This window comes from Delftia tsuruhatensis NBRC 16741, assembly GCF_001571325.1.
GTDB classification, from domain to species: Bacteria; Pseudomonadota; Gammaproteobacteria; order Burkholderiales; family Burkholderiaceae_C; genus Comamonas; species Comamonas tsuruhatensis.
Genome location: NZ_BCTO01000020.1, coordinates 35,947 through 60,495 on the forward strand (window position 1 = coordinate 35,947; position 24,549 = coordinate 60,495).

At 67.5% G+C, this 24,549-nt stretch carries 14 protein-coding genes and 2 tRNA genes (1 of these 16 only partly in view); 4 read left to right on the plus strand and 12 right to left on the minus strand.

Going from position 1 to position 24,549, the window contains the following annotated elements:
- From DTS01S_RS09340 to DTS01S_RS09375, 8 genes are all read right to left on the minus strand, one after another.
- Positions 1 to 4,721, minus strand: the start of a protein-coding gene (locus DTS01S_RS09340; protein WP_061287639.1) for a hybrid non-ribosomal peptide synthetase/type I polyketide synthase. Its footprint begins 6,334 nt before the window's first position; 4,721 of the gene's 11,055 nt are visible here — the first part of the coding sequence; its start codon is at positions 4,719 to 4,721; the stop codon falls past the left edge of the window.
- On the minus strand, positions 4,718 to 8,725 hold the full coding sequence (locus tag DTS01S_RS09345; RefSeq protein ID WP_254787986.1) for an SDR family NAD(P)-dependent oxidoreductase: 4,008 nt from the start codon (positions 8,723 to 8,725) through the stop codon (positions 4,718 to 4,720). The genes DTS01S_RS09340 and DTS01S_RS09345 overlap by 4 nt, the downstream gene beginning before the upstream one ends.
- 698 nt (positions 8,726 to 9,423) lie before the next feature.
- Positions 9,424 to 9,500 (minus strand) — tRNA-Val (locus DTS01S_RS09350).
- Between the two features lie 70 nt (positions 9,501 to 9,570).
- Positions 9,571 to 10,839, minus strand: coding sequence for a Zn-dependent hydrolase (locus DTS01S_RS09355; RefSeq protein WP_047217671.1), 1,269 nt, complete (start codon positions 10,837 to 10,839; stop codon positions 9,571 to 9,573).
- 24 nt (positions 10,840 to 10,863) lie between these two features.
- The gene (gene hydA / locus DTS01S_RS09360; protein ID WP_043789688.1) at positions 10,864 to 12,324 is read right to left on the minus strand and encodes a dihydropyrimidinase; all 1,461 of its coding nucleotides are present in this window, start codon (positions 12,322 to 12,324) and stop codon (positions 10,864 to 10,866) included.
- 30 nt (positions 12,325 to 12,354) lie between these two features.
- The gene (locus tag DTS01S_RS09365; RefSeq protein WP_016445279.1) at positions 12,355 to 13,848 is read right to left on the minus strand and encodes an NCS1 family nucleobase:cation symporter-1; all 1,494 of its coding nucleotides are present in this window, start codon (positions 13,846 to 13,848) and stop codon (positions 12,355 to 12,357) included.
- A 132-nt stretch (positions 13,849 to 13,980) separates the two neighbouring features.
- Positions 13,981 to 15,300, minus strand: coding sequence for an NAD-dependent dihydropyrimidine dehydrogenase subunit PreA (gene preA, locus DTS01S_RS09370; protein WP_013803150.1), 1,320 nt, complete (start codon positions 15,298 to 15,300; stop codon positions 13,981 to 13,983).
- Positions 15,301 to 15,334: 34 nt separating this feature from the next.
- Positions 15,335 to 16,702, minus strand: coding sequence for an NAD(P)-dependent oxidoreductase (locus DTS01S_RS09375; protein ID WP_061287641.1), 1,368 nt, complete (start codon positions 16,700 to 16,702; stop codon positions 15,335 to 15,337).
- A 324-nt stretch (positions 16,703 to 17,026) separates the two neighbouring features.
- Between DTS01S_RS09375 and DTS01S_RS09380 the strand changes: the two genes are divergently transcribed.
- Positions 17,027 to 17,707 carry a TetR/AcrR family transcriptional regulator gene (locus DTS01S_RS09380; protein ID WP_016445276.1) on the plus strand — a complete coding sequence of 227 codons (681 nt, stop codon included), beginning with the start codon at positions 17,027 to 17,029 and terminating at the stop codon, positions 17,705 to 17,707.
- A 4-nt stretch (positions 17,708 to 17,711) separates the two neighbouring features.
- Positions 17,712 to 18,242, plus strand: a complete 531-nt coding sequence (gene speG, locus DTS01S_RS09385) for a spermidine N1-acetyltransferase (protein WP_016445275.1) — start codon at positions 17,712 to 17,714, stop codon at positions 18,240 to 18,242.
- 145 nt (positions 18,243 to 18,387) lie between these two features.
- On the opposite strand, the gene DTS01S_RS09390 is transcribed toward speG, so the two are convergent.
- The 3 genes from DTS01S_RS09390 to DTS01S_RS09400 form a co-directional block, all read right to left on the minus strand.
- Positions 18,388 to 18,464, minus strand: a tRNA-Val gene (locus DTS01S_RS09390).
- A gap of 67 nt (positions 18,465 to 18,531) precedes the next feature.
- Positions 18,532 to 20,781, minus strand: coding sequence for a RelA/SpoT family protein (locus tag DTS01S_RS09395; RefSeq protein WP_016445274.1), 2,250 nt, complete (start codon positions 20,779 to 20,781; stop codon positions 18,532 to 18,534).
- A complete protein-coding gene (locus DTS01S_RS09400) occupies positions 20,778 to 21,785 on the minus strand; it encodes an alpha/beta fold hydrolase (RefSeq protein WP_174538876.1) in 1,008 nt (335 codons plus the stop codon). Before DTS01S_RS09400 ends, DTS01S_RS09395 begins: the two co-directional genes overlap by 4 nt.
- Positions 21,786 to 21,854: 69 nt before the next feature.
- Between DTS01S_RS09400 and DTS01S_RS09405 the strand changes: the two genes are divergently transcribed.
- On the plus strand, positions 21,855 to 22,649 hold the full coding sequence (locus DTS01S_RS09405) for a 3-hydroxybutyrate dehydrogenase (protein ID WP_016445272.1): 795 nt from the start codon (positions 21,855 to 21,857) through the stop codon (positions 22,647 to 22,649).
- A 73-nt stretch (positions 22,650 to 22,722) separates the two neighbouring features.
- Here DTS01S_RS09405 and DTS01S_RS09410 read toward each other — a convergent pair whose 3' ends face one another.
- Complete coding sequence (locus DTS01S_RS09410) at positions 22,723 to 23,469, minus strand: SIMPL domain-containing protein (RefSeq protein ID WP_061287643.1); 747 nt, start codon at positions 23,467 to 23,469, stop codon at positions 22,723 to 22,725.
- A gap of 305 nt (positions 23,470 to 23,774) precedes the next feature.
- Between DTS01S_RS09410 and ompR the strand changes: the two genes are divergently transcribed.
- The gene (ompR, locus tag DTS01S_RS09415) at positions 23,775 to 24,512 is read left to right on the plus strand and encodes an osmolarity response regulator transcription factor OmpR (RefSeq protein WP_017404718.1); all 738 of its coding nucleotides are present in this window, start codon (positions 23,775 to 23,777) and stop codon (positions 24,510 to 24,512) included.
- Positions 24,513 to 24,549 lie beyond the last annotated feature (37 nt).

A 24,549-nucleotide genomic window follows, 5' to 3' on the forward strand; every position in this document is an offset into this window, starting at 1 on the left:
AGCAGCGCATCGAGCCGCTGCGGCCCCTGGTGCGGCGGGTTCAACCGCTGCGGCTGCGCCGCAGAGCAGGCCAGCCTGTCCAGCAGGGCCTGTTCATGCGCATCGCACAGCGGATGGCCGTCCAGCGGCGCGGAAGGCTGCTGCAAGGCGGCCTCCAGCAGGGCCGAAAAAGCCGAAGCCAGCCGCGCCGCCAGCGCGGGGCCGAAGAGATCGGCCGCATATTCAATATGACCGCCGAGCACGAGGTCGTCTTCGCCCTGCCCTGCCAGCAAGGCCAGCGACAGGTCGCAGCGCGACACCGGTGCGGCCTGGATACGGGGCGGGACGCGCTGCCCATCAAACACCAGATCCCAGTCCTGCCCCTGGGAGAGCACGAACATCGCCTGTGCCAGCGCGGGGCGCTGCGCGGCGCGGGGCACGCCCGAGGCCTCCACCACCTGGGCGAAGGGCACATCCTGGTGGCGCAGCGCCTCGGCCAGCTGGTCGCGCACGGTGCGGGCCAGCACATCCAGGCCGGTACTGCCGCTAACGCCCACGCGCAGGACGACGGTGTTGCTGAAGAAGCCGACCGCACTGTCCATGCCCTCGCGTTCGCGCGCGGAAACGGGGGTTGCAACCATGACTTCGGCATCACCGCCAAAGCGTGCCAGGGTGGCAGCCCATACGGCCAGCAGCAGCGCAAAGGGCGTGGTGCCCGCTTGCCGCGCCGCTGCCGTGACCCGCTGCATGCTCGCCGGCGGAAGGCAGAGCGCGGCCCGGGCATTGCGGTAGCTGCGCCGCTGCGGCATGCGCTCGGGCTGCAGTCCCAGCACGGCGGGGGCGGCGGCCAGTGCGCGCCGCCAGTATTCAAGCTGCGGTGCCCACAGGCCCTTGTCGCCGCAGGCGCGCTGCCACTCGGACACATCGATGCATTGCAGGGGCGGCGGCAGCGCCGACAGATCACCGCCCTGCAGCGCATGCGCCAGCTCCCGCATGAATATTTCGCAGGACTGGCCGTCCACCGCCGTGTGGTGCATGGAAATCACCAGCGCCTGGTCGTGCATGCCCAGGGTGAGCAGCGTGGCCGAACAGGGCAGCGCTTGGTCCAGCGCAGGCAGCCGCGCCACTTCGTCGTCCAGAAAGCGCTCCAGCGCGGCTTCGGCACCGGGGCCGGAGAGATCCCGCCGAACCAGCGAGAAATCACCGGCCTCCCCCACCTGCTGCCACAACAGGCCATCGCGCAGCACCAGGCGGGTGCGCAAGGCCTCGTGGCGTTGCACCACGGCGCGCAGTGCCTGCTCCAGCCTGCCGGCATCCAGCCCGGCGCCGGTGCGGTAGCACACCACCTGGTTGTAGGCGCCGCGCTGGGCCTCATGCTGCTCGATCAGCCACAGGCGTTCCTGGTTGAAGGAGGCGCGAGCCTCGCGCCCCGGATGCGCCGGCCCCCGGCCGATGGCCGGCAGGTCCGCGCCGGGCGCAGCCTGGCCGATGCGCGTCGCCATGGCGGCCAGCGTCGGCACCTCGAACACGGCCGCCGCGTCCAGCGGCACGCCCCATTCCTGGCGGACGGCCTGGGCCAGCCGGGCCGCATTGAGCGAATGCCCGCCCATCATGAAGAAATCCGCGTCGGCGCTGCCGGGACGGGAGCCGATCACGCGCTCCCAGACATCGGCCAGACGCGCCTGTGCGGCCGTCAGCGGCCGGCGGGGCGCGTTGCCCTCGCCGCTGGCCGGCAGGTCGTCGGGGCCCGGGGCCGGCAAGGCGCGCACATCGACCTTGCCGTTCGGATTGAGCGGCAACTGCGCCAGACGCACATAAGCACTGGGCAGCGCTGCACGGGGAAGGCGATCGCGCAACCAGGCATGCAGTGCGGAGGCGGCGGGCGCATGCCCCGGCAGGTGCACCACCCAAGCGGCCAGAACGGTCTCGCCGTCGGTGCCCACCCATCCGGCGGCGACCGCGTCGGCCACGCCGGGGTGAAGCAACAGGGCCGCGCGCACCTCCGCAGGGTCTACGCGAACGCCACGGATTTTCATCTGCCGATCCAGCCGCCCCAGGCAGTCAAGCCCGCCATCGGGCCGCCAGCGGCCCAGGTCGCCGGTGCGAAAGCCGCGGGCGCCGTCCAGGGCCGCAGTGGGCTGGAAGCGCTGCCGGGTTTCCCGCTCGCGGCCCAGGTAGCCGAGCGCCAGGCCATCGCCGCCCACCACGATCTCCCCGGCCACCCCCACGGGCAGCGCCTGGCCAGCGGCGTCGCAGACCGCGATGCGGTGGCCCGGAATGGGCCGGCCTATGGGAACGAGATGGCCACCGGCCTGTGTCACCTCCTGAAAGGTCGAGTCGGCCGAGATTTCAGAGGAGCCATAGAGATTGAGCAGGCGGCAGCCCGGCAGGGCCGCAAGAAAGCGGCCGGCCAGGTCGCTGGAAAGCGCCTCCCCGCTGACCGTACAGTGCCGCAGCGCGGGCAGCAGGACTGCCGTATCAGCGGCCGGCTCCAGCAGGGCCTTGAGCAGCGAGGGCACCACCACCAGCCGGGTCACCCCATGGCGCGCCAGTGCGCCGGCAAAGGCATGCGGGTCCACCACATCGGCATGCGCCAGCACCACGCTGGGCACGCCCGCCAGCAGGGGGCCGAAGAACTCCCAGATGAAATCGACGAAGGCCGGCGTGGTCTTCTGGCAGCACACTTCGCCCGCTACAAAGGGATAGGCATCCCACATCCACAGCAGGCGATTCACGGCGCCGCGGTGCAGTCCCATGACAGCCTTGGGCTCGCCCGTGGAGCCCGAGGTGTAGAGCACGTAGGCCAGGTTGTCGGGGCCGATGCACAGCGCAGGCGCCTCGGCCTCGGGCAACGGCATGCCGGGATCGATGAGCAGGGGAGCGCCTGCGGCCGGCAGCCATGCGGGCCGGCCCTGCGCCAGCAGCAGCGATGCACCGCTGTCGGCCAGCATATAGGCCAGGCGCTGCGCAGGATGGTCCGGGTCCATGGGCACAAAGGCCGCGCCGGCGCGCAGCACGGCCAGCAGGGCCACGGCCAGGTCGGCACCGCGCGGCAGACACACGGCCACGGGAATGCCGGCTGCAGCCCCCCCTGCCCCGGCCCCTGTGGCGCTTGATGCGCCAAGCTGAGCGACAAGGTGGGCCGCCAGGGTCGCCGAGCGCCGGTCCAGTTCCTGGTAGCTGACTGCGCGGCCCGCATCGATCAGCGCGGTCGCGGCGGGCGACTGGCGCGCGCGCCGCTCGAACATCGCCGCCAGGCTGCCAGCGCTCTCGATGCGCTCGCCCAGCGGCGCCGGATGCAGTGCGTCCAGGCCGCGCCGTGCGTCGGCCGGCCGCTGCAGTGGCAGCACGGACAGCGGCAGCGAGGGCTGGGCCAGCGCCGCTTGCAGCAGCACCGGCAATGCGATGGCGATGGCATGAGCCACCTGCTCATCCACCAGGCCCTCGCGGTACTCCAGCCAGCCCGCAATGGCGCCATCGTCGCGCCCCTGGTCCAGCTCCAGCGTCAGATCGGCGCGGGCCACAGGCAGGGGAACGGCCTGTCCCGTCAGCAGGACATCGCCGGCCGCCTCGCGCAGCGCAGGCAGCGCCTGGAAGACAAGCATGGCCTGGTACAGCGGCTGCACCCCCGGCAGGCGCGGCGGGTTGACCGCCTGCACCACAGCCTGCAGCGGCAGGTCCTGGTGGGCAAAATCCTCAAGGCAGGCTTCGCGCACACGCTCCACCAGGGCTGCAAAGCCGGGGTCTGCGCGCAGGTCGGTGCGCAGCACCAGGGTCTCCACCAGAAAGCCCACGGTGCCGCCGGTGTGGGGTCGGTGGCGGTTGGACACGGGCACGCCCACGGCCAGATCGTCCTGGCCGGTGAAGCGCGCCAGGACGGCATTGAAGGCGGCCAGCACCACGGTGAAAGGCGTGGTGCCACAGGCGACGGCGAATCTTCCCAGTTCCGCCGCCAGCGCGGGCGCAAGCACCACCGCGATACGGCCGCACCGGTCCTGACCCGCCTCGCGCGGCCCGGCAAAGGGCAGCTCCAGCAGCGGCGGCAGGCCTGCAAGCCTGTTGCGCCAGTACGCCGTCAGGGCCGGCAAGGCCTGCTGCCGGGCGCTGTCGCCCAGCCAGGCGACGTAGTCGCCAAAGCGCTGCGGCGGCGGCAGGTCTGCGGCCACCCCGCCCAGTTGCGCGGCGTAGAGAGCGGCCAGCTCGCGCAGCACCAGCGAGGCCGACCACAGGTCGATGATGGCGTGGTGAAAACCCAGCAGCAGCACCTGCTCGCCGTGGGCGCGCAGCAGATCGGCCCGCAAGAGGCTGCCCCGCTCCAGCGAGAAAGGCCGGGCCGCCGCGTCCTGCAGCGCCTGCGACATCGATGCCGGGCCGACATCGTGCACCGCCAACGGCAATGCATCCAGCGCATCGAAGACCAGGCGAGCCGCTTCGCCATCGGCATCCTCGAAGCGCGCACGCAGGCTTTCATGGCGCTGCGCCAGGGCGGTCAATGCGGCCTGCAGCGCGGCCACATCGGGCGTCGCGCCACCAAAGCGCACGGCAAGGCCAAGGTTGAACTCGCCGCGAGCCCCGTGAATGCGCTCCATCATCCACAGCCGCTGCTGCGCCGACAGCGCGGTCACGGGCGCATCTGCGGCACGTGGCGCGGCGCCTGGCGCCTGCGTGTCTGGCAGCTCGAAGCCGTCCTCGGCCAGCAGGGCCGCCAGCAGATCGTCGTCGGAAAAACCGCCCGTGCTCATGGCAGCGCCTTGGTTGCTGCAGCGCCGTGGGCGGCCGCCTTTTGATCAGGGGTCATGCTTTCGATCTCGAACAGCCGGCCCGCAATGGCCAGCGTGATTCCCGGGCGGGATTCCAACGCAATCACGCGCTGGCAGAAATCTGCCATGCAGGGGTGGCGCAACAGCTCGGCCATCGATATATCGACGCGAAACAGCTCCCGCGTGCGCGCCGCGATCTGCGCCGCCCCCAGCGAATTGCCGCCCAGCGAGAAGAAGTCATCGTCCACGCCGCAGTCGGCCAGGCCCAGCGCCTTGCACCACAGGCGCACCATGTAGCGCTCGAACGCATTGCGTGGCGCTGCGCTGGATCCCATGCCCGCAGCCAGGCGCAAAAGGGCCGCGCGGTCCAGCGCCCCCCGGGCATCGGTGGGCAGGGATGCGACGTTCAGCACCGGCACGCTCACCGGCCGGCCACAGGCATCGTGCAGCCACCGATGCGGTGCGGACGGGTCACCGCTGCCGGCCACTTCATTCACTTGCTCCACTTGATCCACTTGATCCTCTTCGCCGGCACGGCGCGCGTCGGCTGCGGCGCCTTCACGCACCCAGACCAGCTCATCGGCACCGTAGATGGCGCCCTCGCGCACCGCGGCGTGGCGGGGATGGCCGAGGTCCAGGCCCACGGTCATGACAGGCTGCTCGCCGCGCACCGCCAATTCGAAGGCCTGCAGGCCCTGCGCCTCATCGATCGACAGATAGCCCGAGGCAGCGAACAGCGCCGGGTTCGACACCTGGCGGCTCAGGCCGGTGTCCCGCCACGCCGAAAAACCGAGGTAGCGGCAGCGGGCGCCACCGGCGCTGTGCGCCTGTCGCTCCACAAAGGCCATCTGCCAGGCATCTCCCGCCGCATAGGCAGCCACGCGGCGCCCCCCCAGCAGGCCCATGACCGAGCCGGCCACCAGGAACAGGGCCCGGGGATCGTGGGCGACCAGGGCGTGCAAGTGGCGCGTTCCCTCGACCTTGGCGCGCTGCGCCCGGGCAAAGCATTGCTCGTCTTCCTCCGCACACAGGGCCAGGCGCGACTCGGCCGCCAGTTGCACCACGCCGGCCAGCGGCTGTCCGAAGTGCTGCTGCGCCTGGGCTACCGCGGCCTGCAGGGCGGCGGGGTCGGTGACATCGGCCTGCACGTACAGGAGCGCCCCGCTGCGCGCAAGCAGTTCCAGTGGCTGCCGGCGCTCCACAGCAGGGGCACGGCCGACGATGAGCAGCCGGGCGCGGTACCGGCCGAGCAGGTGCCGCGCCAGCAAAAAGCCCACGCCCCCCAGCCCACCGGCCAGCAGGTACAGCCCCTGCTCCTGGAATCCCTGATGCCCTGCAGCATCGGGAACCAGGGGCACCAGGCGCCGCACCCGCCGCACGCCGGCATTCCACAGCACCTCGGGCTCGCGCTGGCCGCAGCCCAGTTCCACACACAGCCCGGCGGCATCCAGAACGGCGGCATCGGCAACGGCACTGGCATCGGCGTCGGCAGCGGCGTCGTCCCAGGCGACATGGCGGCAGCGCAAGCCGGGCATTTCAGCCTCCAGACTGCGCAGTACCGCGCGCGCCATCGCCCGCTGGCCTTCGTCCTGGCCCGTACCTGCGCAGACCAGCAACCGGCCTGGCACATGCCCGCCGGGGGCGGCCAGCCAGCGGGCTGCCTGCAGCAGGCCAGGCGCCAGCGCCTGTTCACCGGCCAGCACCAGCACATCAGGCGCCCCTTCGCGCAACGCGGCCACGGCGTCGGCCGGTGCCCCTGCATCGTCCAACACCATCCAGCGGTGACGGGGCTGCAGGGCCTGCAATTGCGCCAGCGCCTGGGCGCCGGCACCACACAGCGCCACAGTCAACGCATGCGCCTGCGCAGGCGCCATGGCTGGCGACGCATCGTGCTGGCGCGGACGCCATACGGGCCGGGCAAACCAGGCAGGCACGGTGCCTGCACCGCCGATCAGGCAGGCGGCATCCTTGATTTCGCGATCGAAGGCCCCTGTCTCCACCAGGCGGCGCAGCTCCACGCGCTGCACCTTGCCGGCGCCCGTGCGCGGCAGGCGCTCGGGCGGCACGGCAATGAAATGGTCCACGGCCAATCCCAGGTCCTGGCCCAGGCGCATGCGCAAGGCGCGCATGAGCGAACGGCGCAGTTGCGGCTCGCCAGCGCCCGGCGCGTGAAAGAACAGCACCAGCTGGTCGGTGGCCGCGCCGGCCGGACGCACGCCGATGGCAGCCAGCCCCTGGCGGTCCAGGCCGGGCACGCGCGCAGCCGCCTCCTCGATCTCGGCGCTGTAGAAATTGGCACCGTTGACGATGATCATTTCCTTGACACGGCCCACGATGTGCAGCTCGCCCGAACGCAGGAACCCCATGTCGCCGGTCTGGAACCAGCCGTCGCGCAGCGCCTCGGCCGTGAGGTCGGGCCGGCCGTGATAGCCCGAGAACACCGAGGGCCCGCTGAGTTCGACCCGCCCGATCTCCCCCTCCATCAGGGTTCGGCCTGCATCGTCCACGATGCGCTGTGCACCGCCTGCGATCGGGTGGCCCAGGCTGGTCACCGCCTCGCCGGACGCTGTCCAGCGGCGCAGCGAGAACGCAGAGACCGTCTCGGTCATGCCAAAGGACATCCAGACGGCGCCCTGCCTGAGCCCGTCCTGCGCAAAGCGGCGCTCGAAATCCACGAGAACCGGCTCCGACACCGGCTCTCCGGCGTTGATGAGCATGCGCAAACAGGACAGATCCCAATGGCCGGGGGCCTGGCCGCGGGCTGCACGCAGCAGCAGGTCGAATGCAAAGTTGGGCGCCCACACCGCTGCGACCCGGTGCTCGGCCACCAGGTCCAGCCAGCGCGCGGGAGCCTCGAGGATGGTGGCCGTATCCACCTGGACCTGGTCCAGGCCCAGCACCGTAGGCATCACGCACAGGAACACCACGCCGCCCACATGGTCCAGCGGCATCCAGTTCAGCGCGGTCTCGCCGGGCACGAAGCGCAGTTGCTGCTGCACGCCGCTGATCATGGCGGCCAGATTGCCGCGGCTCAGCACCACGCCCTTGGGCGTGCCGGTGCTGCCCGAAGTCAGCAGCATCAGTGCGGGCTGCCCCGGCCCGGCGCTGGCAGAGGGCTGCGCGGGCGCACCCGCCTGCAGTACCTGGGCATCGAGCAGTTGCATGCCCTGCAGCGCTGCGGCATGGGGCCGCAAGCCGGCCAGGGCTGCCGCAGAGCCGACCACGGGCGCCCTGCCCGCCACCTCCCAGCAGTTGAGCAACCGCTCCAGGCCGGCCCCTCCGGCCGCCGCCGGTCCCAGTGCCAGAGGTGCCGGTACCAGGCCGCCGAGCACACAGCCCCAGAACACGGGCAGCAGGTGACGACTGTCCCCGGCATCCACGATGACGGTGTCACCCGCCTTCAGCCCCAGGGCCAGCAGCCCGCCCAGGGTGCGGCAGGCCTCGTCGAGCAGCTGCGCATAGCTGGTACGGGACTGGGAAAGATCGGCAGCCACATGGACGATGCCCGCTCCGGGACGCGCAGCCGCGCGCACCAGCGCCTGCTCCAGCGCATATCCGACACCCGCGTCCGGCAGCGCAGGTGAATGGTGGACGGCAGGAATGCGCTCATGCAAAGGCACCGCGCCGCGCCGCACCGCAGGTGCAGGCGCCGTATCGCCCAGCAAGGGCCGACCGGGCAGCAGATCGCACAGGTGCAGGTGGGAAGCCGGCTGCACGGCAGGCCGGGTGACCAGCGCGCTGCCCCATTGCTGCTGCGCGGCGTCGACCGCGCCCGGCGACCAGACTGGCAGTGCGGCCAGGGCGGCCTCGTCGATGGCACCCATGTCATCCAGCGGCAAGGCGCTGACCCGCACCACCGCATCGCCTGCGCCAGCCAGGGCAGCCTGCAGGGCATCGCGCTCTCCGCCCACCACGTAGGCGACCAGGCCGTCGAACCCAGCAGCATTGCGCCGTGAGAGATGCACATCGGCGGCTCCCGCCGCCATCAGGCGGGCTTTCAGACCGCCCGCTTCCGCCCCGCTGTCAGTACCCGCCATCGATCCGATCCCTTCAAAGCTGCGGCTCCGACGCCGATTCACTGCCCCGCCCAAAGACCGGCCGGATAGTTACAAACATTTTCTTTAATGTCAATGCAGCCATTCTCATTAAGAGAAGGTTCAATGGGAGCATTGGCATGCCAACGCAAGAGAAACGCCAGCAGCAAAGCCTGGAAAATTCAATTGATTATTGAAAATGGATTTTCAATATATTTTCACCGCATGTATATCACTGAAATCAGTGATACCGACATCGTGGCGTCATAGAGCGGCGCCAGGAAGAGCGGGCGGCGAGAGCCATGCCGGCCCGGGAAGTGGAAGGTGACTGCAAGAGAGCTGCTGACCTGGAACGGGCAGCACATGGGCAGGTGGCCAATGCACCATGGCTGTGCATGAAAACGGTCATCAGTGGCAGCCACGCCATGAATAAGCATGCCACCCATAAATCAGTGCTGCCAGGATCTTTTTTTTGACGCAAGCGCTTATTGAAGCAATTGCGCCACAGTCACGGAAACAGCACGGAAAGCCATCGAAACAAAACAATGCAAATTCCGAGCTGGGCAGAGGCCAGGATTTGCACAAGGAAGATCGCCCAGACGAAAAAAAGCCTCTCGGATTTTATCCGAGAGGCTTTTCACCAATATATTTGGTAGGCGCGATTGGACTCGAACCAACGACCCCCACCATGTCAAGGTGGTGCTCTAACCAGCTGAGCTACGCGCCTGTCGTTTGTTGAAGCCGCAAGTATAGCAGTGCAAAACAGGGCTTCCGGGCAAGTTGCGCAGTTTTTTGGATCAACCCGCCACCCTGGCGCGTTCCAGCATGGCGTGCATCAGCACATTGCAGCCTGCAGTGATGTCCGCGGGCGTGGCGTCCTCGATCTCGTTGTGGCTGATGCCGTCCTTGCAGGGGATGAAGACCATGCCGGCCGGCGCCAGCCGCGCCATGTAGACCGCATCATGCCCGGCGCCCGAGACGACGGGCATGTGCGAGTAGCCCAGGGCCTTGGCGGCGCGCGCCACCGCATCCACGCAGTCGGCATGGAAGGGTTGGGCGGGGTAGCTGGACACCAGGTTGATCGCTATGGGCAGGCCCGTCTCCCGGCTGATGCGGTCGGCCACGGCGCGGATGTCGGCGTCCATGGCTTCGCAGTCGGCATCGGTGGCGTTGCGCAGGTCGATGCTGAATTTGACCTGGCCCGGGATCACGTTGCGGCTGTTGGGATGGACCTGCACCATGCCCACGGTGCCGCGCCCGTGGGGCGGATGGCGGTGGGCGCAGGCCACCACTTCCTGCATCAGCTGCGCGGCCACCTGCAGCGCGTCCTTGCGCAGGGCCATGGGCGTGGGGCCGGCATGGGCCTCCATGCCCGTGACCACGCAGTCATACCAGCGGATGCCCAGCACGCCGGTGACCACGCCAATGGTCCTGGCGTTGTCCTCCAGCACCGGGCCCTGCTCGATATGGGATTCGAAGTAGGCGCCGATCGGGTGGTCGCCCGGCTCCTGGCTGCCCACATAGCCGATGCGCTCGAGCTCGCCCTTGACGGTCTTGCCTTCGGAGTCGGTAGCCGCATAGGCATGCTCCAGCGTGAAGGCCTTGGCGAACACGCCCGAGCCCATCATCACCGGCACGAAGCGCGAGCCTTCCTCGTTCGTCCAGAAGGCCACCTCGATGGGCGCTTCGGTCTCGATGCCGTGGTCGTTGAGCGTGCGCACCACCTCCAGCCCCGCCAGCACGCCGTAGTTGCCGTCGAACTTGCCGCCCGTGGGCTGGGTGTCGATGTGGCTGCCCGTCATGATGGGCGGCAGGCTGTTGTCGCGCCCGGGCCGGCGCATGAAGCCGTTGCCGATCTTGTCGATGGTCACCGTCATGCCCGCCTCGCGCGCCCAGCGGGTCACCAGATCACGGCCCTGGCGGTCCAGGTCGGTCAGCGTCAGGCGGCAGACGCCGCCCTTGGGCGTGGCGCCGATCCGGGCCAGCTCCATGAGTGAATCCCACAGCCGGCTTCCGTTGACGCGCAGCTGCGCGATGTCCTGCTTCACTTGGGTATCTGTATCCATTGCGGTCTCCTTGTCATGCGGGCTTCAGCGCACCACGGCCGTGGGCTGCAGCGTGGCGGCGCGGCGCTGCACCGCGTCGAAGTTGGGGCCGAAGGCCGGGCGCTTGATATAGCGCCCCTTGCCCTTCTCGGCACGCAGATCGCCCTGCGCATAGGCCACCACGCCCTGGCTGATGGTGTGGCTGGGCATGCCTTGTACGGTGCGCCCCTCGAAGATGTTGTAGTCACCCTTGGAATGCTGGGTCTTGACCGACAGGGTGTGCGTGGCAGCAGGGTCCCAGACGACCAGATCGGCATCGGCGCCCACGCCGACCAGGCCCTTGCGCGGATAGATGTTGAAAAGCTTGGCCGTGTTGGCCGAGGTGATGGCCACGAATTCGCTGGGCGTCAGCCGGCCGGTGTTCACGCCCGCATCCCAGATCACGGCCAGGCGCTCCTCCACGCCGCCGGTGCCGTTGGGGATCTTGGCGAAGTTGTCCCGGCCCATGGCCTTCTGCGCGGCGCAGAAGGTGCAATGGTCGGTGGCCGTGGTGTGCAGCTGGCCCGACTGCAGGCCCTGCCACAAGGCCTCCTGGTGGCCCTTGGCCCGGAAGGGCGGGCTCATCACGTGGGCGGCCGCCTTGGCGAAGTCGGGGTCGCGGTACACGCTTTCGTCGATCACCAGATGGCCGGCCAGCACCTCGCCATACACGCGCTGGCCGCGCGCACGGGCAGCGGCAATGGCCTGCGCCGCCTCGGTGCAGCTGACATGCACCACGTAGATGGGCACGCCCAGCACGCCGGCGATGGCGATGGCCCGGTTGGCCGCCTCGGCCTCCACCATGGGCGGGCGGGCCAGAGGGTGGCCTTCGGGCCCGGTGATGCCCATCTTGGCCACTTCCTGCTGCAGCAGGTAGACCAGCTCGCCGTTTTCGGCATGCACCGTGGGCATGGCGCCCAGCTCCAGCGCGCGCTTGAAGCTGTTCACCAGCGTTTCGTCGTCGCACATGATGGCGTTCTTGTAGGCCATGAAGTGCTTGAAGCTGTTGATGCCCTCCTCTCGCACCAGCGTGCCCATGTCGGCATGGACGCTGTCGCTCCACCAAGTGACGGCCACGTGGAAGGAGTAGTCCGCCGCCGATTTCTCGGCCCAGCCGCGCCATTTGCGGTAGGCGTCCAGCAGCGGCTCCTGCGGATCGGGAATGACGAAGTCGATGATGCTGGTGGTGCCACCGGCCAGCGCCGCCGCCGTGCCGGTGTAGAAGTCATCGGCCGTGACCGTGCCCATGAAGGGCAGTTGCATGTGGGTGTGCGGATCGATGCCGCCGGGCATGACGAACTGCCCCGAGGCATCGATCACCTGTGCCCCGGCCGGCACCAGGGCCGCCACATCCGGCCCCACGGCCACAATCGCCCCATCCACGCACAGCACGTCGGCCTTCTCCTGCCGGTCTGCATTCACCACCGTGCCGCCACGCACCCATACCGAACCCTGTGATTGACCCATAGCGTCATGCCTCCTGTTGGTTGGTCCGGCCTATGCCTTGCTCAGCGCGGGCGCGCCCTTGGTCACCTGGCCTGCCATGCCGATGCGGTACACCACGCCGGCAATGAACAGGCCGATGAACCATGCGTAGTCATAGGCATGCTTGAAGAAATCACCCACGTTAGGGAATGCAGCGGGGAACGCTGCGTGCAGGAAGCCGGGCAGGTTGGGCGCCACGCCCAGGGCGAAGGCGGCCACGGCCACCCAGTTCCAGCCGTTGGAGTAGCGGTAGACGCCCTCTTCCCTGTACAGGTCTTCCACCACCAGCTGCTTTTTGCGCACCAGGAAGTAGTCCACCATCAGAATGCCCGCGATCGGCCCCAGCAGGGCCGAGTAGCCGATCAGCCAGGTGAAGATGTAGCCCTCGGTCGATTCCAGGATCTTCCAAGGCATCATCACGATGGCAATGGCCACCGTCATGTAGCCGCCCACGCGGTAGCTGATCTTCCTGGGCGCCAGGGCGGAGAAGTCATAGGCCGGCCCCACCAGGTTGGCCGCCAGGTTCACGCTCACGGTGTCGATCAGCAGCACGATCAGCGCGATCAGAACGGCCGCGCCCGTCATGCGGCTGGCGACATCCACGGGGTCCCACAGGGCCTTGCCGTAGATCACCACGGTGCCCGATGTCACCACCACCGCCAGCATGGCCAGCAGCCCCATGGGCACGGGCAGGCCGATGGCCTGGCCCACCACCTGGTCCTTCTGCGACTTGGCAAAGCGCGTGAAGTCCGGAATGTTCAAGGCCAGCGTGGCCCAGAAGCCCACCATGGCCGTCAGCGACGGCCAGAACACCGACATGAACTGGCCCGCCTTGGGGCCGCCCGGCGCGTACTGCGAAGGCTGCTCCATGATGGGGCCGAAGCCGCCGGCCTTCTGGTAGACCCATCCCAGCAGCACGAAGCAGATCAGGATCTTGAGCGGCGCTGTCCAGGTCTCCAGCTTGCGGATGGACTCGATGCCATGCACCACAAAGTAGAACTGGATCGCCCAGAACACCAGAAAGCACACCAGCTGCCCCACATTGATGCCCAGGCCAGCGATCTTCTCGCCTTCCAGCGGATGGCCCAGCAGCACGCCCAGCAGGGTGTAGATCATCATGCCGCCGAACCAGGTCTGGATGCCGTACCAGCCACAGGCCACCAGGGCCCGCAGCATGGCCGGCAGCTTGGCGCCGTGGGTGCCGAACGAGGCACGGGCCAGCACAGCGAAAGGAATGCCGTACCTGGCCCCGGCATGGCCGATGAGCAGCATGGGAATCAGCACGATGAGATTGCCCAGGAACACCGTCATCACCGCCTGCGACCACGACATGCCGTTCGTGATCATGCTGGCGGCCAGCGTGTAGGCCGGGATGCACATCACCATGCCTATCCACAGGGCGGCGAAGTGGTACCAGGTCCAGGTGCGCTGGCTAGGCAGCGTGGGTGCGAGGTCGTGGTTCCACAGGCTGCCTGCGGACTCACCGGAATGCGGGGCATGCGACATTGCGAAGCTCCTTCTCGAAGAGAGAAATCACCAATCCATTGCTGATCCAGGGTCTGACTTTTTCCATCAAGCGCATTTCGTGCCAGGTCGGCCCGGATGCGGGCCGTGCGCCGACCTGCCGCAATGCACCCTCTAGCCCTGCGCCGTCACGGCCTGGCGCATGGGGTTGTTCGGGTGCGTGGTCCAGTTCGCATACTCCCCGGTGACCGTCTGGCCGGTGCGAGGGTCCACCTCGCCCGGCTGCAGGCTGCGCATGGTGATGCACTCGGGCACGGGGCAGATGGACACGCACAGGTTGCAGCCCACGCATTCGGTGTCATCCACCTCGAAGCGGCGCACACCGCCCTCCTTGCTGAAAGTGATGGCCTGGTGGGAGGTGTCCTCGCAGGCCACGTGGCAGCGCCCGCACTGGATGCAGCTGTCCTGGTTGATGACGGCCTTGTCGATGTGGTTGAGGTTGAGGTCCTTCCAGTCCCTGACCGTGGGCACGGCCCGGCCCTGGAAGTCCTCGATGCGCGCAAAGCCGTGCGCGTCCATGTAGTTGGACAGCCCGTCGCACATGTCCTGCACGATGCGAAAGCCGTAGACCATGGCCGCCGTGCACACCTGGACATTGCCGCATCCCAGCGCGATGTATTCGGCCGCGTCCTTCCAGGTGGTGATGCCGCCGATCCCCGAGATGGGCAGGCCCGCCGTCTGCGGATCGCGCGCGATCTCGGCCACCATGTTCTGGGCGATGGGCTTCACGGCCGGGCCGCAGTAGCCGCCGTGCGAGCCCTGGCCGTCGGTGCTGGGGTGCATGACCAGGGTGTCCAGGTTCACGCCCATCAGCGAGTTGATGGTGTTGATCAGGGACACCGCATCCGCCCCGCCGGCCTTGGCTGCCCGCGCGGGAAAGCGCACGTCGGTGATGTTGGGCGTGAGCTTCACGATCACCGGCAGCCGGCTGTACTGCTTGCACCACTGCGTGACCATCTGGATGTACTCGGGCACCTGGCCCACGGCCGCACCCATGCCGCGCTCGCTCATGCCGTGCGGGCAGCCGAAGTTCAGCTCCAGCCCGTCGGCGCCGGTGTCCTCCACCATGGGCAGGATGCGCTTCCAGCTTTCCTCCACGCAGGGCACCATCAGCGAGGCGATCAGCGCGCGGTCAGGCCAGGCCTTCTTCACGCGGGTCATCTCCTCCAGGTTGGTGCGCAGCGGCCGGTCGGTGATCAGCTCGATGTTGTTCAGGCCCATCACGCGCCGGTCCTGCGCCATGAGGGTGGAGTAGCGCGGCCCGTTCACGTTGACCACATGCGGGTCCTCGCCGAGCGTCTTCCACACCACGCCGCCCCAGCCGGCCTCGAATGCGCGGGTGACGTTGATCTCCTTGTCCGTGGGCGGTGCCGAGGCCAGCCAGAACGGATTGGGGCTGGAAATGCCCAGAAAGCGGCTGCTGATGTCTGCCATGTCGATGCTCCTTGAAAAGCGCGGGCACAGCCGCTCAAACCCCGGTCGCCACGGCGCTGGTCAGCGCCTGGTGCATGGCCCGCGCGGCGACCTTGCCGTGCTCCACCGCCTGCACGGTCAGGTCCTGGCCACCGGCGCGGCAGTCGCCGCCGGCCCACACGCGCGGCACGCTGGTGCGGCCTTCGTCGTCGGTGTCGATGCGGCCGTCACGCAAGGCAATGGCCGCGCCCGCCGGCGTGGCGACATAGGTCTGGCCAATGGCCTTGAGCACCATGTCGGCCGGCACGTCGAACACCTCCTGCGTCACCTGCAGCCTGTCGCCCTCCATGCGGGTGCAGGCCATGCGCACGCCGCAGACCTTGCCGTCCTGCACCAGGATCTCCTGGGGCGCGGCCCACAGCCGCAAGTTGACGCCATGGGTCTGCGCCCATTCCTGCTCCACCCAGGAGGCGGACAGCGCATCCTTGCCCCGGCGGTAGAACATGGTGACCTCGTCGGCGCCCAGCAGCCGGGCCTGCACGGACGCATCCACCGCCGTCATGCCGCCGCCGATCACCACCACGCGCCGGCCCACCGGCACCATGGATTTGTCGGCCGCCTGGCGGATGTCGGCAATGAAGTCCACCGCATTGCGCAAGCCTTCGGCCTGCGGCTCGGCCGCGCCCAGCGCATTGACGCCCGCCAGGCCCAGGCCGAGGAATACGGCGTCATGCTCTGCCAGCAGCGAATCCAGCGTGAAATCTCGTCCCAGCCGCTGGTTGTTGCGCGGCGTGATCCCGCCCACGGACAGCAGCCAGTCGATTTCCTTTTGCGCAAAATCACCGGGGGTCTTGTAGCTGGCCAGGCCGTATTCATTGAGCCCGCCCAGCTTGGGCCGGGCGTCGAACAGCACCACCTCGTGGCCCTGCAGCGCCAATTGGTGCGCGCAGGTCAGGCCGGCAGGGCCAGCTCCGACCACGGCCACCTTGCGGCCCGTGGCGGCGGCACGCTGGAACAGCGGTGCACCACCGGAGGCCATGAAGGCATCGGTCGCATAGCGTTGCAGTGCACCAATTTCGACCGGCTTGTCTTCCTGGGTGTTGCGCACGCAGGCCTGCTCGCACAACTGCTCCGTGGGGCAGACACGGGAGCACATGCCGCCCAGCGGGTTGGCCGTCAGGATCTCGCGCGCCGCGCCACGGACGTTGTCCTGGGCGATGCGGGCGATGAAGGCCGGCACATCGATGCTGGTGGGGCAGGCCGTGGTGCACGGCGCGTCATAGCAGTAGTAGCAGCGCTCGGCCTCGATCAGGGCCTGGGCGCGGTTCAGCGGGGGGTGGGCGTCGGAGAAATTGGCCGCGTAGTCGGCCAGGTTCAGGCGGCCGGCGGCAATGCCGCAGGCGCGTTGCGCGGGGCTATCCATGGTGCATCCTCCAGAGTCAGGATTGAGGGCGTGAAGGGGGACACGGCATGCAGGGCCATGCCGGGCCATCTCGGACAACGCAAGGCGGCCCGCAGGAGGAACTCCTGCAAGGCCCCGGATCCAGCAACACAGTCTTCGGAGGTTTCATCGTGGTCCTCGCATGTGCAAGTGACGCCTCTTGTCGGGCGCACTGGGGGTGGAACGGAATTTACGCGGGTGAAAAAATTTACCAATCAGTAAAATCACCCAGAAAGTCGTCAGCAAGAAAGATGCCAGACAATCGCACCAAAATGGCGCCACTTATCTCCACTTACCATCTGCGCAATGGCAACCCTTTCTGACAATGCGCCCTCCCCCCAGGCCCGATCGGCCACGCGCAAGCCCACCGCTGCACGGCTGCGCAAGGAGCTGAACATCCTGCAGACGGCCGAACTGCACTTTGCGCAATACGGCTTCGAAGGCGCATCGCTGGAACTGATCGCGCACGACGCCGGCCTCAGCCGCCACAACCTGCTGTACTACTTCGCCAGCAAGGAGGAGCTGTACCTGCGCGTGCTGGGCGATGTGCTGACGCAGTGGCTGGCCGGCATGTCCGACCTGCTGCGCGGCGACGACCCGGCGGAGGCCTTGCGCATCTACATCCGGGCCAAGCTGCAGTCCTCGCGCGAGCGGCCCCATGGCTCCCGTGTCTTCACGCGCGAGGTGATGGCCGGCGCGCCCCGCTTCGGGCAGGCCATATCGAGCCAGGTAGGCCCGGCGCTGGCAGCCGACGTGCAGGCCTTCGAGCGCTGGGTGGCGCAGGGCAAGATTGCCCGCGTGGATTTCACCCACCTGATGTTCATCCTCTGGTCCGTGACCCAGGCCTACGCCGACCAGCAGGCCCAGTTCGCGCTGCTGCTGGGCCGGCCGGAACTGACCGCCGACGACTACGACACGGCGGCCGATCTGATCTACCGGCTGGTAATCCGTGGCCTGCAGCCGGATACCGCGGCTCTCGCACAATGAGCGCATGAATCACAGCATCCGCCTGAGACCCCTGGAGCGCGAAGATCTGCGCTCCGTGCATCTGCTCAACAACAATGCCGCCATCATGCGCTACTGGTTCGAGGAGCCTTACGAGACCTTCGACGAGCTTTCCGCGCTCTACGACGCGCACGTGCACGACCAGACCGAGCGCCGCTTCATCGTCGAGCACCAGGGCGATCGCGCCGGTCTCGTCGAGCTGGTGGAGATCGACCTGATCCACCGGCGCGCCGAGTTCCAGATCATCATCGCCCCCGAGCAGCAGGGCCAGGGCATCGCAGCCCAGGCAACGCGGCTGGCGCTGGACTATGGCTTCAAGACGCTCAACCTGCACAAGATCTTTCTCCATGTGGACCAGGAGAACGAGAAGGCCATCCACATCTACGCGCGCATAGGCTTCGTGCAGGAAGGCGTGCTGATCGACGAATTCTTCGCCAATGGCCAGTACCGCAACGCCATCCGCATGTACCTGCTGCAAAACGACTACCTGCAGGCACAGGCCGGAGTCGGCACCTGACCTCCTGCCAGAGGAGCACGGGCCCTGCCCGCCTCCTTGACCGGCAAGTCTCCCCATCGTTGGCGGGCGCACAAACAAAAAAACAAACAAAAAAGCCTTCTGAGTGATCAGAAGGCTTTTTGCATTCCATCTGGCAATGGAAAGTTGGTAGGCGCGATTGGACTCGAACCAACGACCCCCACCATGTCAAGGTGGTGCTCTAACCAGCTGAGCTACGCGCCTGTGTTTGTTCGAGAAAGCGATTCTAGCACGGGTTTTCCAGGGCTCCGGCAAAAATACCAGAACAGGCTCAGCGCCGCCGTGCCGAACGCACGCCCGCCACGGCGGCCACGATACCCAGCACCTTGTTGAGGCGACCGGAATCGGCCACTTCCACGGTGAAGGTCATCCAGGCCGTTCCCTTGACGGATTGGGTCTGCACGCCGATGACATTGGTCTTCTCCCGCGCAAAGACTTCGGAGATATCGCGCAGCAGGCCCTGCCGGTCGGCCGCTTCTACGGACACATCGACCGGGTAGACGGCCGAGGCCACGGCCGCCGCCTTGGGCTGGCCCCAGGCCACGTCGATCACGCGCTCGGAATTGCGCGCTGCCATTTCACGGAAGTTGGAGCAGTCGCAGCGGTGCACGCTCACGCCCTTGCCGCGCGTGACAAAGCCCCGGATGTCGTCCGGCGGCGCAGGCTTGCAGCACTTGGCCAGCTGCGTCATCAGCGAGTCCACGCCCACGACCAGCACGCCGCCCTTGGGCGAGTCCGTGCCGCGTGCCTTGCGCACCGGGGAGAATTCCTCGACTTCCTCCTCCGCCTCGGCCGGTCGCAGCACGGTCTCGATGTTGCGCAGCGAGTATTCATCCTTGCCGACGACTTCGAACAAGGCATCGGCCGATTTGAAGCCGAGCTGAACGGCCAGCTCCTCCAGCTTGACGGCCGTCTTGCCCTCGCGCTGCAGCAGTTTCTCGACCGCCTCGCGGCCGCGCGCCACGGTCTCGTGCGTGGCCTGGGCATTGAACCAGGCACGCACCTTGGCCTTGGCCCGGTTGCTGGTCAGGTAGCCGAGGTCAGCGTTGAGCCAGTCGCGCGAGGGGCGCCCCTCCTTGACCGTGGTGATCTCCACGGTCTGGCCGTTTTGCAGCGGCGTGTTCAGCGGCACCATGGCGCCGTCCACGCGCGCGCCGCGGCAGCGGTGCCCCAGGCTGGTGTGCACCGAGTAGGCAAAGTCCACGGGCGTCGCGCCCTGCGGCAGCTCGATGACGGCCGCGTCGGGGGTGAGCACGTAGATGCGGTCCTCGAACAGGCCCCGATGGTGGGCGCCCGCCAGGTCGCTGCCCCAGGCCAGCAACTGGCGCAGCACGGCGATCTTGGCGTCGTACTCGCTGCTGGCCGTGACACCCGCGTATCCCTTGGTGCCCGCCTCCTTGTAGGCCCAGTGGGCGGCCACGCCGTGCTCGGCGTGGTCGTGCATGGCCTGGGTGCGGATCTGGATCTCGATGGCGCGGCCCGTCTCGTCGCGCACCACGGTGTGCAGCGACTGGTAGCCGTTGGGCTTGGGCTTGGCGATGTAGTCGTCGAATTCCGCCTCGATGGGCGTGAACTGCTCGTGCACCCAGGACAGGGTGGCGTAGCAGTCCTTGATCGTGGGCACGACGACACGCATGGCGCGGATGTCGAAGACCTGGTCGAAGTTCAGCGACTTGCCTCGCATCTTCTTGACGATGCTGTAGATGTGCTTGGGCCTGCCTTGCACGGTGGCGCTGATGCTGTGCGCGCGCAGGTCGGCCTCCAGCCGTGCGCGCATCTGCTCCATATAGGCTTCACGCTCCACGCGCTTTTCATCGAGCAGGCGGGCCACTTCGCGGTAGGTCTCGGGCTCCAGGAAGCGCAGGGACAGATCCTCCAGCTCCCACTTGATCTGCCAGATGCCCAGCCGGTTGGCCAGCGGCGCAAACACCGTCAGCGCCTCGCGCGCAATGCCGGGCGAGACCGGGCGCTTGCTGGCTGCGTAATAGCGCAGCGTCTGCAGGCGCGACGCCAGCCGCAGCAGCACCACGCGCAGGTCGCGCGAGAAACCCAGCAGCATCTTGCGCACGTTCTCGGTCTGCGTGGCCTCATCGTCCAGGTACTGGCCGCCCAGCTCTGCACCGCGCGCCTGCTCCTGCACGCGCATGAGCTTGTTGGTTTCCACGGCCAGGGTGGCGAAATTCTCGCCAAAGGCCTTGGCGATCACTTCCTGCGGGCGATTGAGGTGCACGCTGGCATGCACCAGATAGATCGCCGCCTGCATGGTTTCGGAGCCGCCGATGGTCTTGAGGATGGCAGCCACCGCATCGGCATGGGCCATGGTGTTCTCCCCGGACTCCATGGTCTCGGTGGCGATCAGCGGCTCGGCAAAGCTGCGCGCGCGCGCCAGCGCGTTGACCTGTTCGGGCAGGGTCTGCGACGTGGCCGTGATCAGGTGCGGCAGCACCGACGGCACCTGGCCCGGCGCGGCTGCGCCGGGCGAAGGCGCCTGCACGGCGGCCTCGCTGCTGGCAGTCTTCATTCGTCACTCTCCCTGGCCTGCTCGGCAAGATTCATGGTGCTTGGCAAGCGCTCTTCTCCCCATAAGAACCGGCACAGCAAGGCCACCTGCCCTGCCGCGACGAAGGTGGGCGCATGCCCCACCCCTTCAAATTCCACGCAATGCGCCTTCGGGCCGCGCTGCGCCATGGCCTGTGCCGTGGCCGCCGTCAGCAGATCGGACTGCGCACCACGAACTAGCAAGACGCGTGCCTTGATCTGGTCATACAGCTGCCACAGCAGCGCTTCGCCGGCCTGGGCCATCTCGCGCGTCATGTGCTGCAGGGGCACCGCAATCTGAGGGTCATAGTGCAGGACAAGGCCGCCATCGGCGGCCGGCCGCATCATAGGTCGCGTCAATCGCAACCATTGCCCTTCGCTATGTGGGCCGAAGCCTTCGGAAATCAAGAGCAGCGCATGGGCTGCCTGCTCAAGATTTTCAAAATGCGCGCCCTTGCCCAGGTACTGCCCTATGCGCTCCAGGGCAGACCACTCGATGACAGGTCCCACATCGTTGAGCACCAGCCTGCGGATGGGCGCCGGCAGCGGCAGCCCCGGCTGGCCCGCAAGCGCCATGCCGATCAGCCCGCCCATGCTGGTGCCCACCCAATCCAATTGTTCGACAGGCGCCTGCGCATGCACCTGGGCCAGCAAGGCCAGCATGTCGGCTGCGTAAAGAGGCACCTGGTAGGCGGCCGGATCCTGCAGCCAGTCGCTTTCGCCACGCCCGACCACATCGGGGCAGATCACGCGGGCACGTTCGCTGAGCCGCTCGGCCAACGCGTCGAAGTCACGTCCCTGGCGCGAAAGGCCGTGCACGCAGACCACGACATGGGGATGGTGCGGATCGCCGGTGCGATTCCATTCCCAATAAGCCATGCGGTGCGAAGCATTCTCTTGAGCAGCCGGGCTGGCAGTACGGCTCCAGGGTGAGGCACGCCCGGCAACCCCCGGGCAGGATACGTAGTTCAGCGTAGGATGATTCATGGAAACGCATTCGCGGAGCCGGCGCCGATAATGGCTGTGTTGCATCGTACATTCATTCGGAGACTCTCTATGTTGAAAGGCAAGACCGCCCTCGTGACCGGCTCGACCAGCGGCATCGGCCTCGGGATCGCGAAGGCGCTGGCCCGCCAGGGCGCCAATATCGTGCTCAACGGTTTCGGCGATGTGGACGGCCCCCGTGCCGAAGTGCTGGCCGCAGGCCAGGCCGCCGGCGCCCAGGTCGCCTATCACGGCGCCGACATGAGCCGCGTGGCGGACATCGAGGACATGGTCCAGTACAGCGTGCGCAATTTCGGCCAGATCGACATCCTCGTGAACAATGCCGGCATCCAGCACGTGGCGCGCGTGGAAGACTTCCCGCCCGAGCGCTGGGACGCCATCATCGCCATCAACCTGTCCAGCGCCTTCCACACCTCGCGCCTGGTCCTGCCCATGATGCAGGCGGCCGATGGCGGCAAGGGCTGGGGCCGCATCATCAACGTGGCCTCGGTGCACGGCCTGGTGGGTTCGGCGCAGAAGTCTGCCTACGTGGCGGCCAAGCACGGCATTGTCGGGCTGACCAAGGTCACGGCGCTGGAGAACGCCACCTCCGGCATCACCTGCAACGCCATCTGCCCCGGCTGGGTGCTGACGCCACTGGTGCAAAAGCAGGTGGACGCCAAGGCCGAGCAGCACGGCATCAGCAACGAAGAAGCCAAGAAGCTGCTGCTGGGCGAGAAAGAGCCCTCCATGCAGTTCACCACGCCCGAGGAACTGGGCGAACTGGCGGTGTTCTTCTGCTCGCCCGCCGCAGCCAATGTGCGCGGCGTGGCCTGGAACATGGATGGCGGCTGGGCGGCGCAGTAAGCGCGCCAGCACCGGTTCACGTCAAAAAAGGAGCGCCACGGCGCTCCTTTTTTCATGGGCGGCCCACGCCTGCTCAATACATCTGCACCGAGCCCGACACGTGGACCATCACCTGCGCCTTGCCCGCTTCCACGGACACGGCATCCATTTCCGCGCCGGCGGCCTTGGCGGACATGGCCATCATGCGCGGACGCGGCATGGGCACCGAGGTATCGCTGCTGCTCACGTTGACCTCGCGCAGGCTGTAGTTGGCAAAGCCGAAGCTCTTGGACAGCGTGGAGGCACGCTGCTTGAACTGCTCGATGGCCTTGGCCTGGGCCTCGCCTTCGACCTTTTCACGGGCCTCGCGCGACAGGCCGAAGCCCACTTGCGACAGCGTCATGTCCTGCACCTGGGCCGCCGTCTGCGTGATGCGCGCGAAGTCGCGGCCCTGCAGAAGAATCTCGGCGCGGCCCTGCCAGCCTTCCACCTTGTTGTCCTTGCCATAGCGCGGATAGATGCCGAAGCTGCCGGTGCTCACATCCATCTGGCCCGGCTGGGCGCTGCGCTTGGTCACGGCCATGGCGGCCTCGACCACCTTCTGCAGCTGGGACTGGACCGTGGCGGCATCACGCCCTTCGCGCGTGGCCGACAAGGTGGCGGTCAGCAGGTCCTGCACCACGTCCACCGAGCCTTCTGCAGACAACTGCACCACGTTGGCAGGCTGTGCCGGCGCCGTGGCGGCGTTCTGCGCCCAGGCACCGCTGGCACAGGCCAGCGCAGTGGCCGCGACCACGGACTTGACCCAGGGGCGGGACAGCTGTTTGGAAAGCTTGCTCATGCGTTCACCCTTTGAAATGAAAGGTAGTTCAGGGATACAACTGCATGCCGCCCTTTCGCTACGGCATGCCGCCAGATGGTGACAGGTGTGGAGCCAAGCAGGCCTGCCGGCTCCTCCATTGACAACATTATTGCAACGATAAATGCATCAGCATGGAAAACCCATAGTTAAATATTCTAAAGACACATTTTCCGTTCTAAATTTAAACGCAACATCTGTAACACACGGCAATATTTCGGGGGTTTGTCCAGACTTTTCGGCGCAAGCTGGTAACAATGGCGGCTGTTACAAATGACCGACCGAGGATGAACATGGCCACTACGACCAACCGCACCGACAAGATCTTGGTGGTGGATGACGATGCGCGCATCCGCGACCTGCTGCGCCGCTACCTGACGCAGGAAGGCTTCGAGATCATGATTGCCGAAGATGGCAAGGCGCTGAACCGCATCCTGCTGCGCGAAACGGTGGACCTGATCGTGCTTGACCTGATGATGCCCGGCGAAGATGGCCTGTCCATCTGCCGCCGCCTGCGCTCGGCCAACGACCGCACGCCCATCATCATGCTGACCGCCAAGGGCGAGGATGTGGACCGCATCGTAGGCCTGGAAGTGGGCGCCGACGACTACCTGGGCAAGCCCTTCAACCCGCGCGAACTGCTGGCCCGCATCCATGCCGTGCTGCGCCGCCGGCCGCCGCAGGAAGCGCCGGGCGCGCCTTCCGGCGACAACGAGGTGGTGAGCTTCGGCCCCTTCACCTTCGACCTGGGCACGCGCGTGCTGCAAAAGAACGGCGAGGAACTGCCGCTGACCACGGGCGAATTCGCCATGCTCAAGGCCCTGGTGCGCCACCCGCGCCAGCCGCTGTCGCGCGAGAAGCTGGCCCTGCTGGCGCGCGGCCGCGAGTTCGAGCCCTTCGACCGCAGCCTGGACGTGCAGGTCTCGCGCCTGCGCAAGCTGATCGAGGAAGATGCCGCCGCTCCGCGCTATATCCAGACGGTCTGGGGCGTCGGCTATGTGTTCGTACCGGACGGCGCGAACTGAAATGCATCACCCCCTGAGGCGCTGCGCGCCTTCCCCC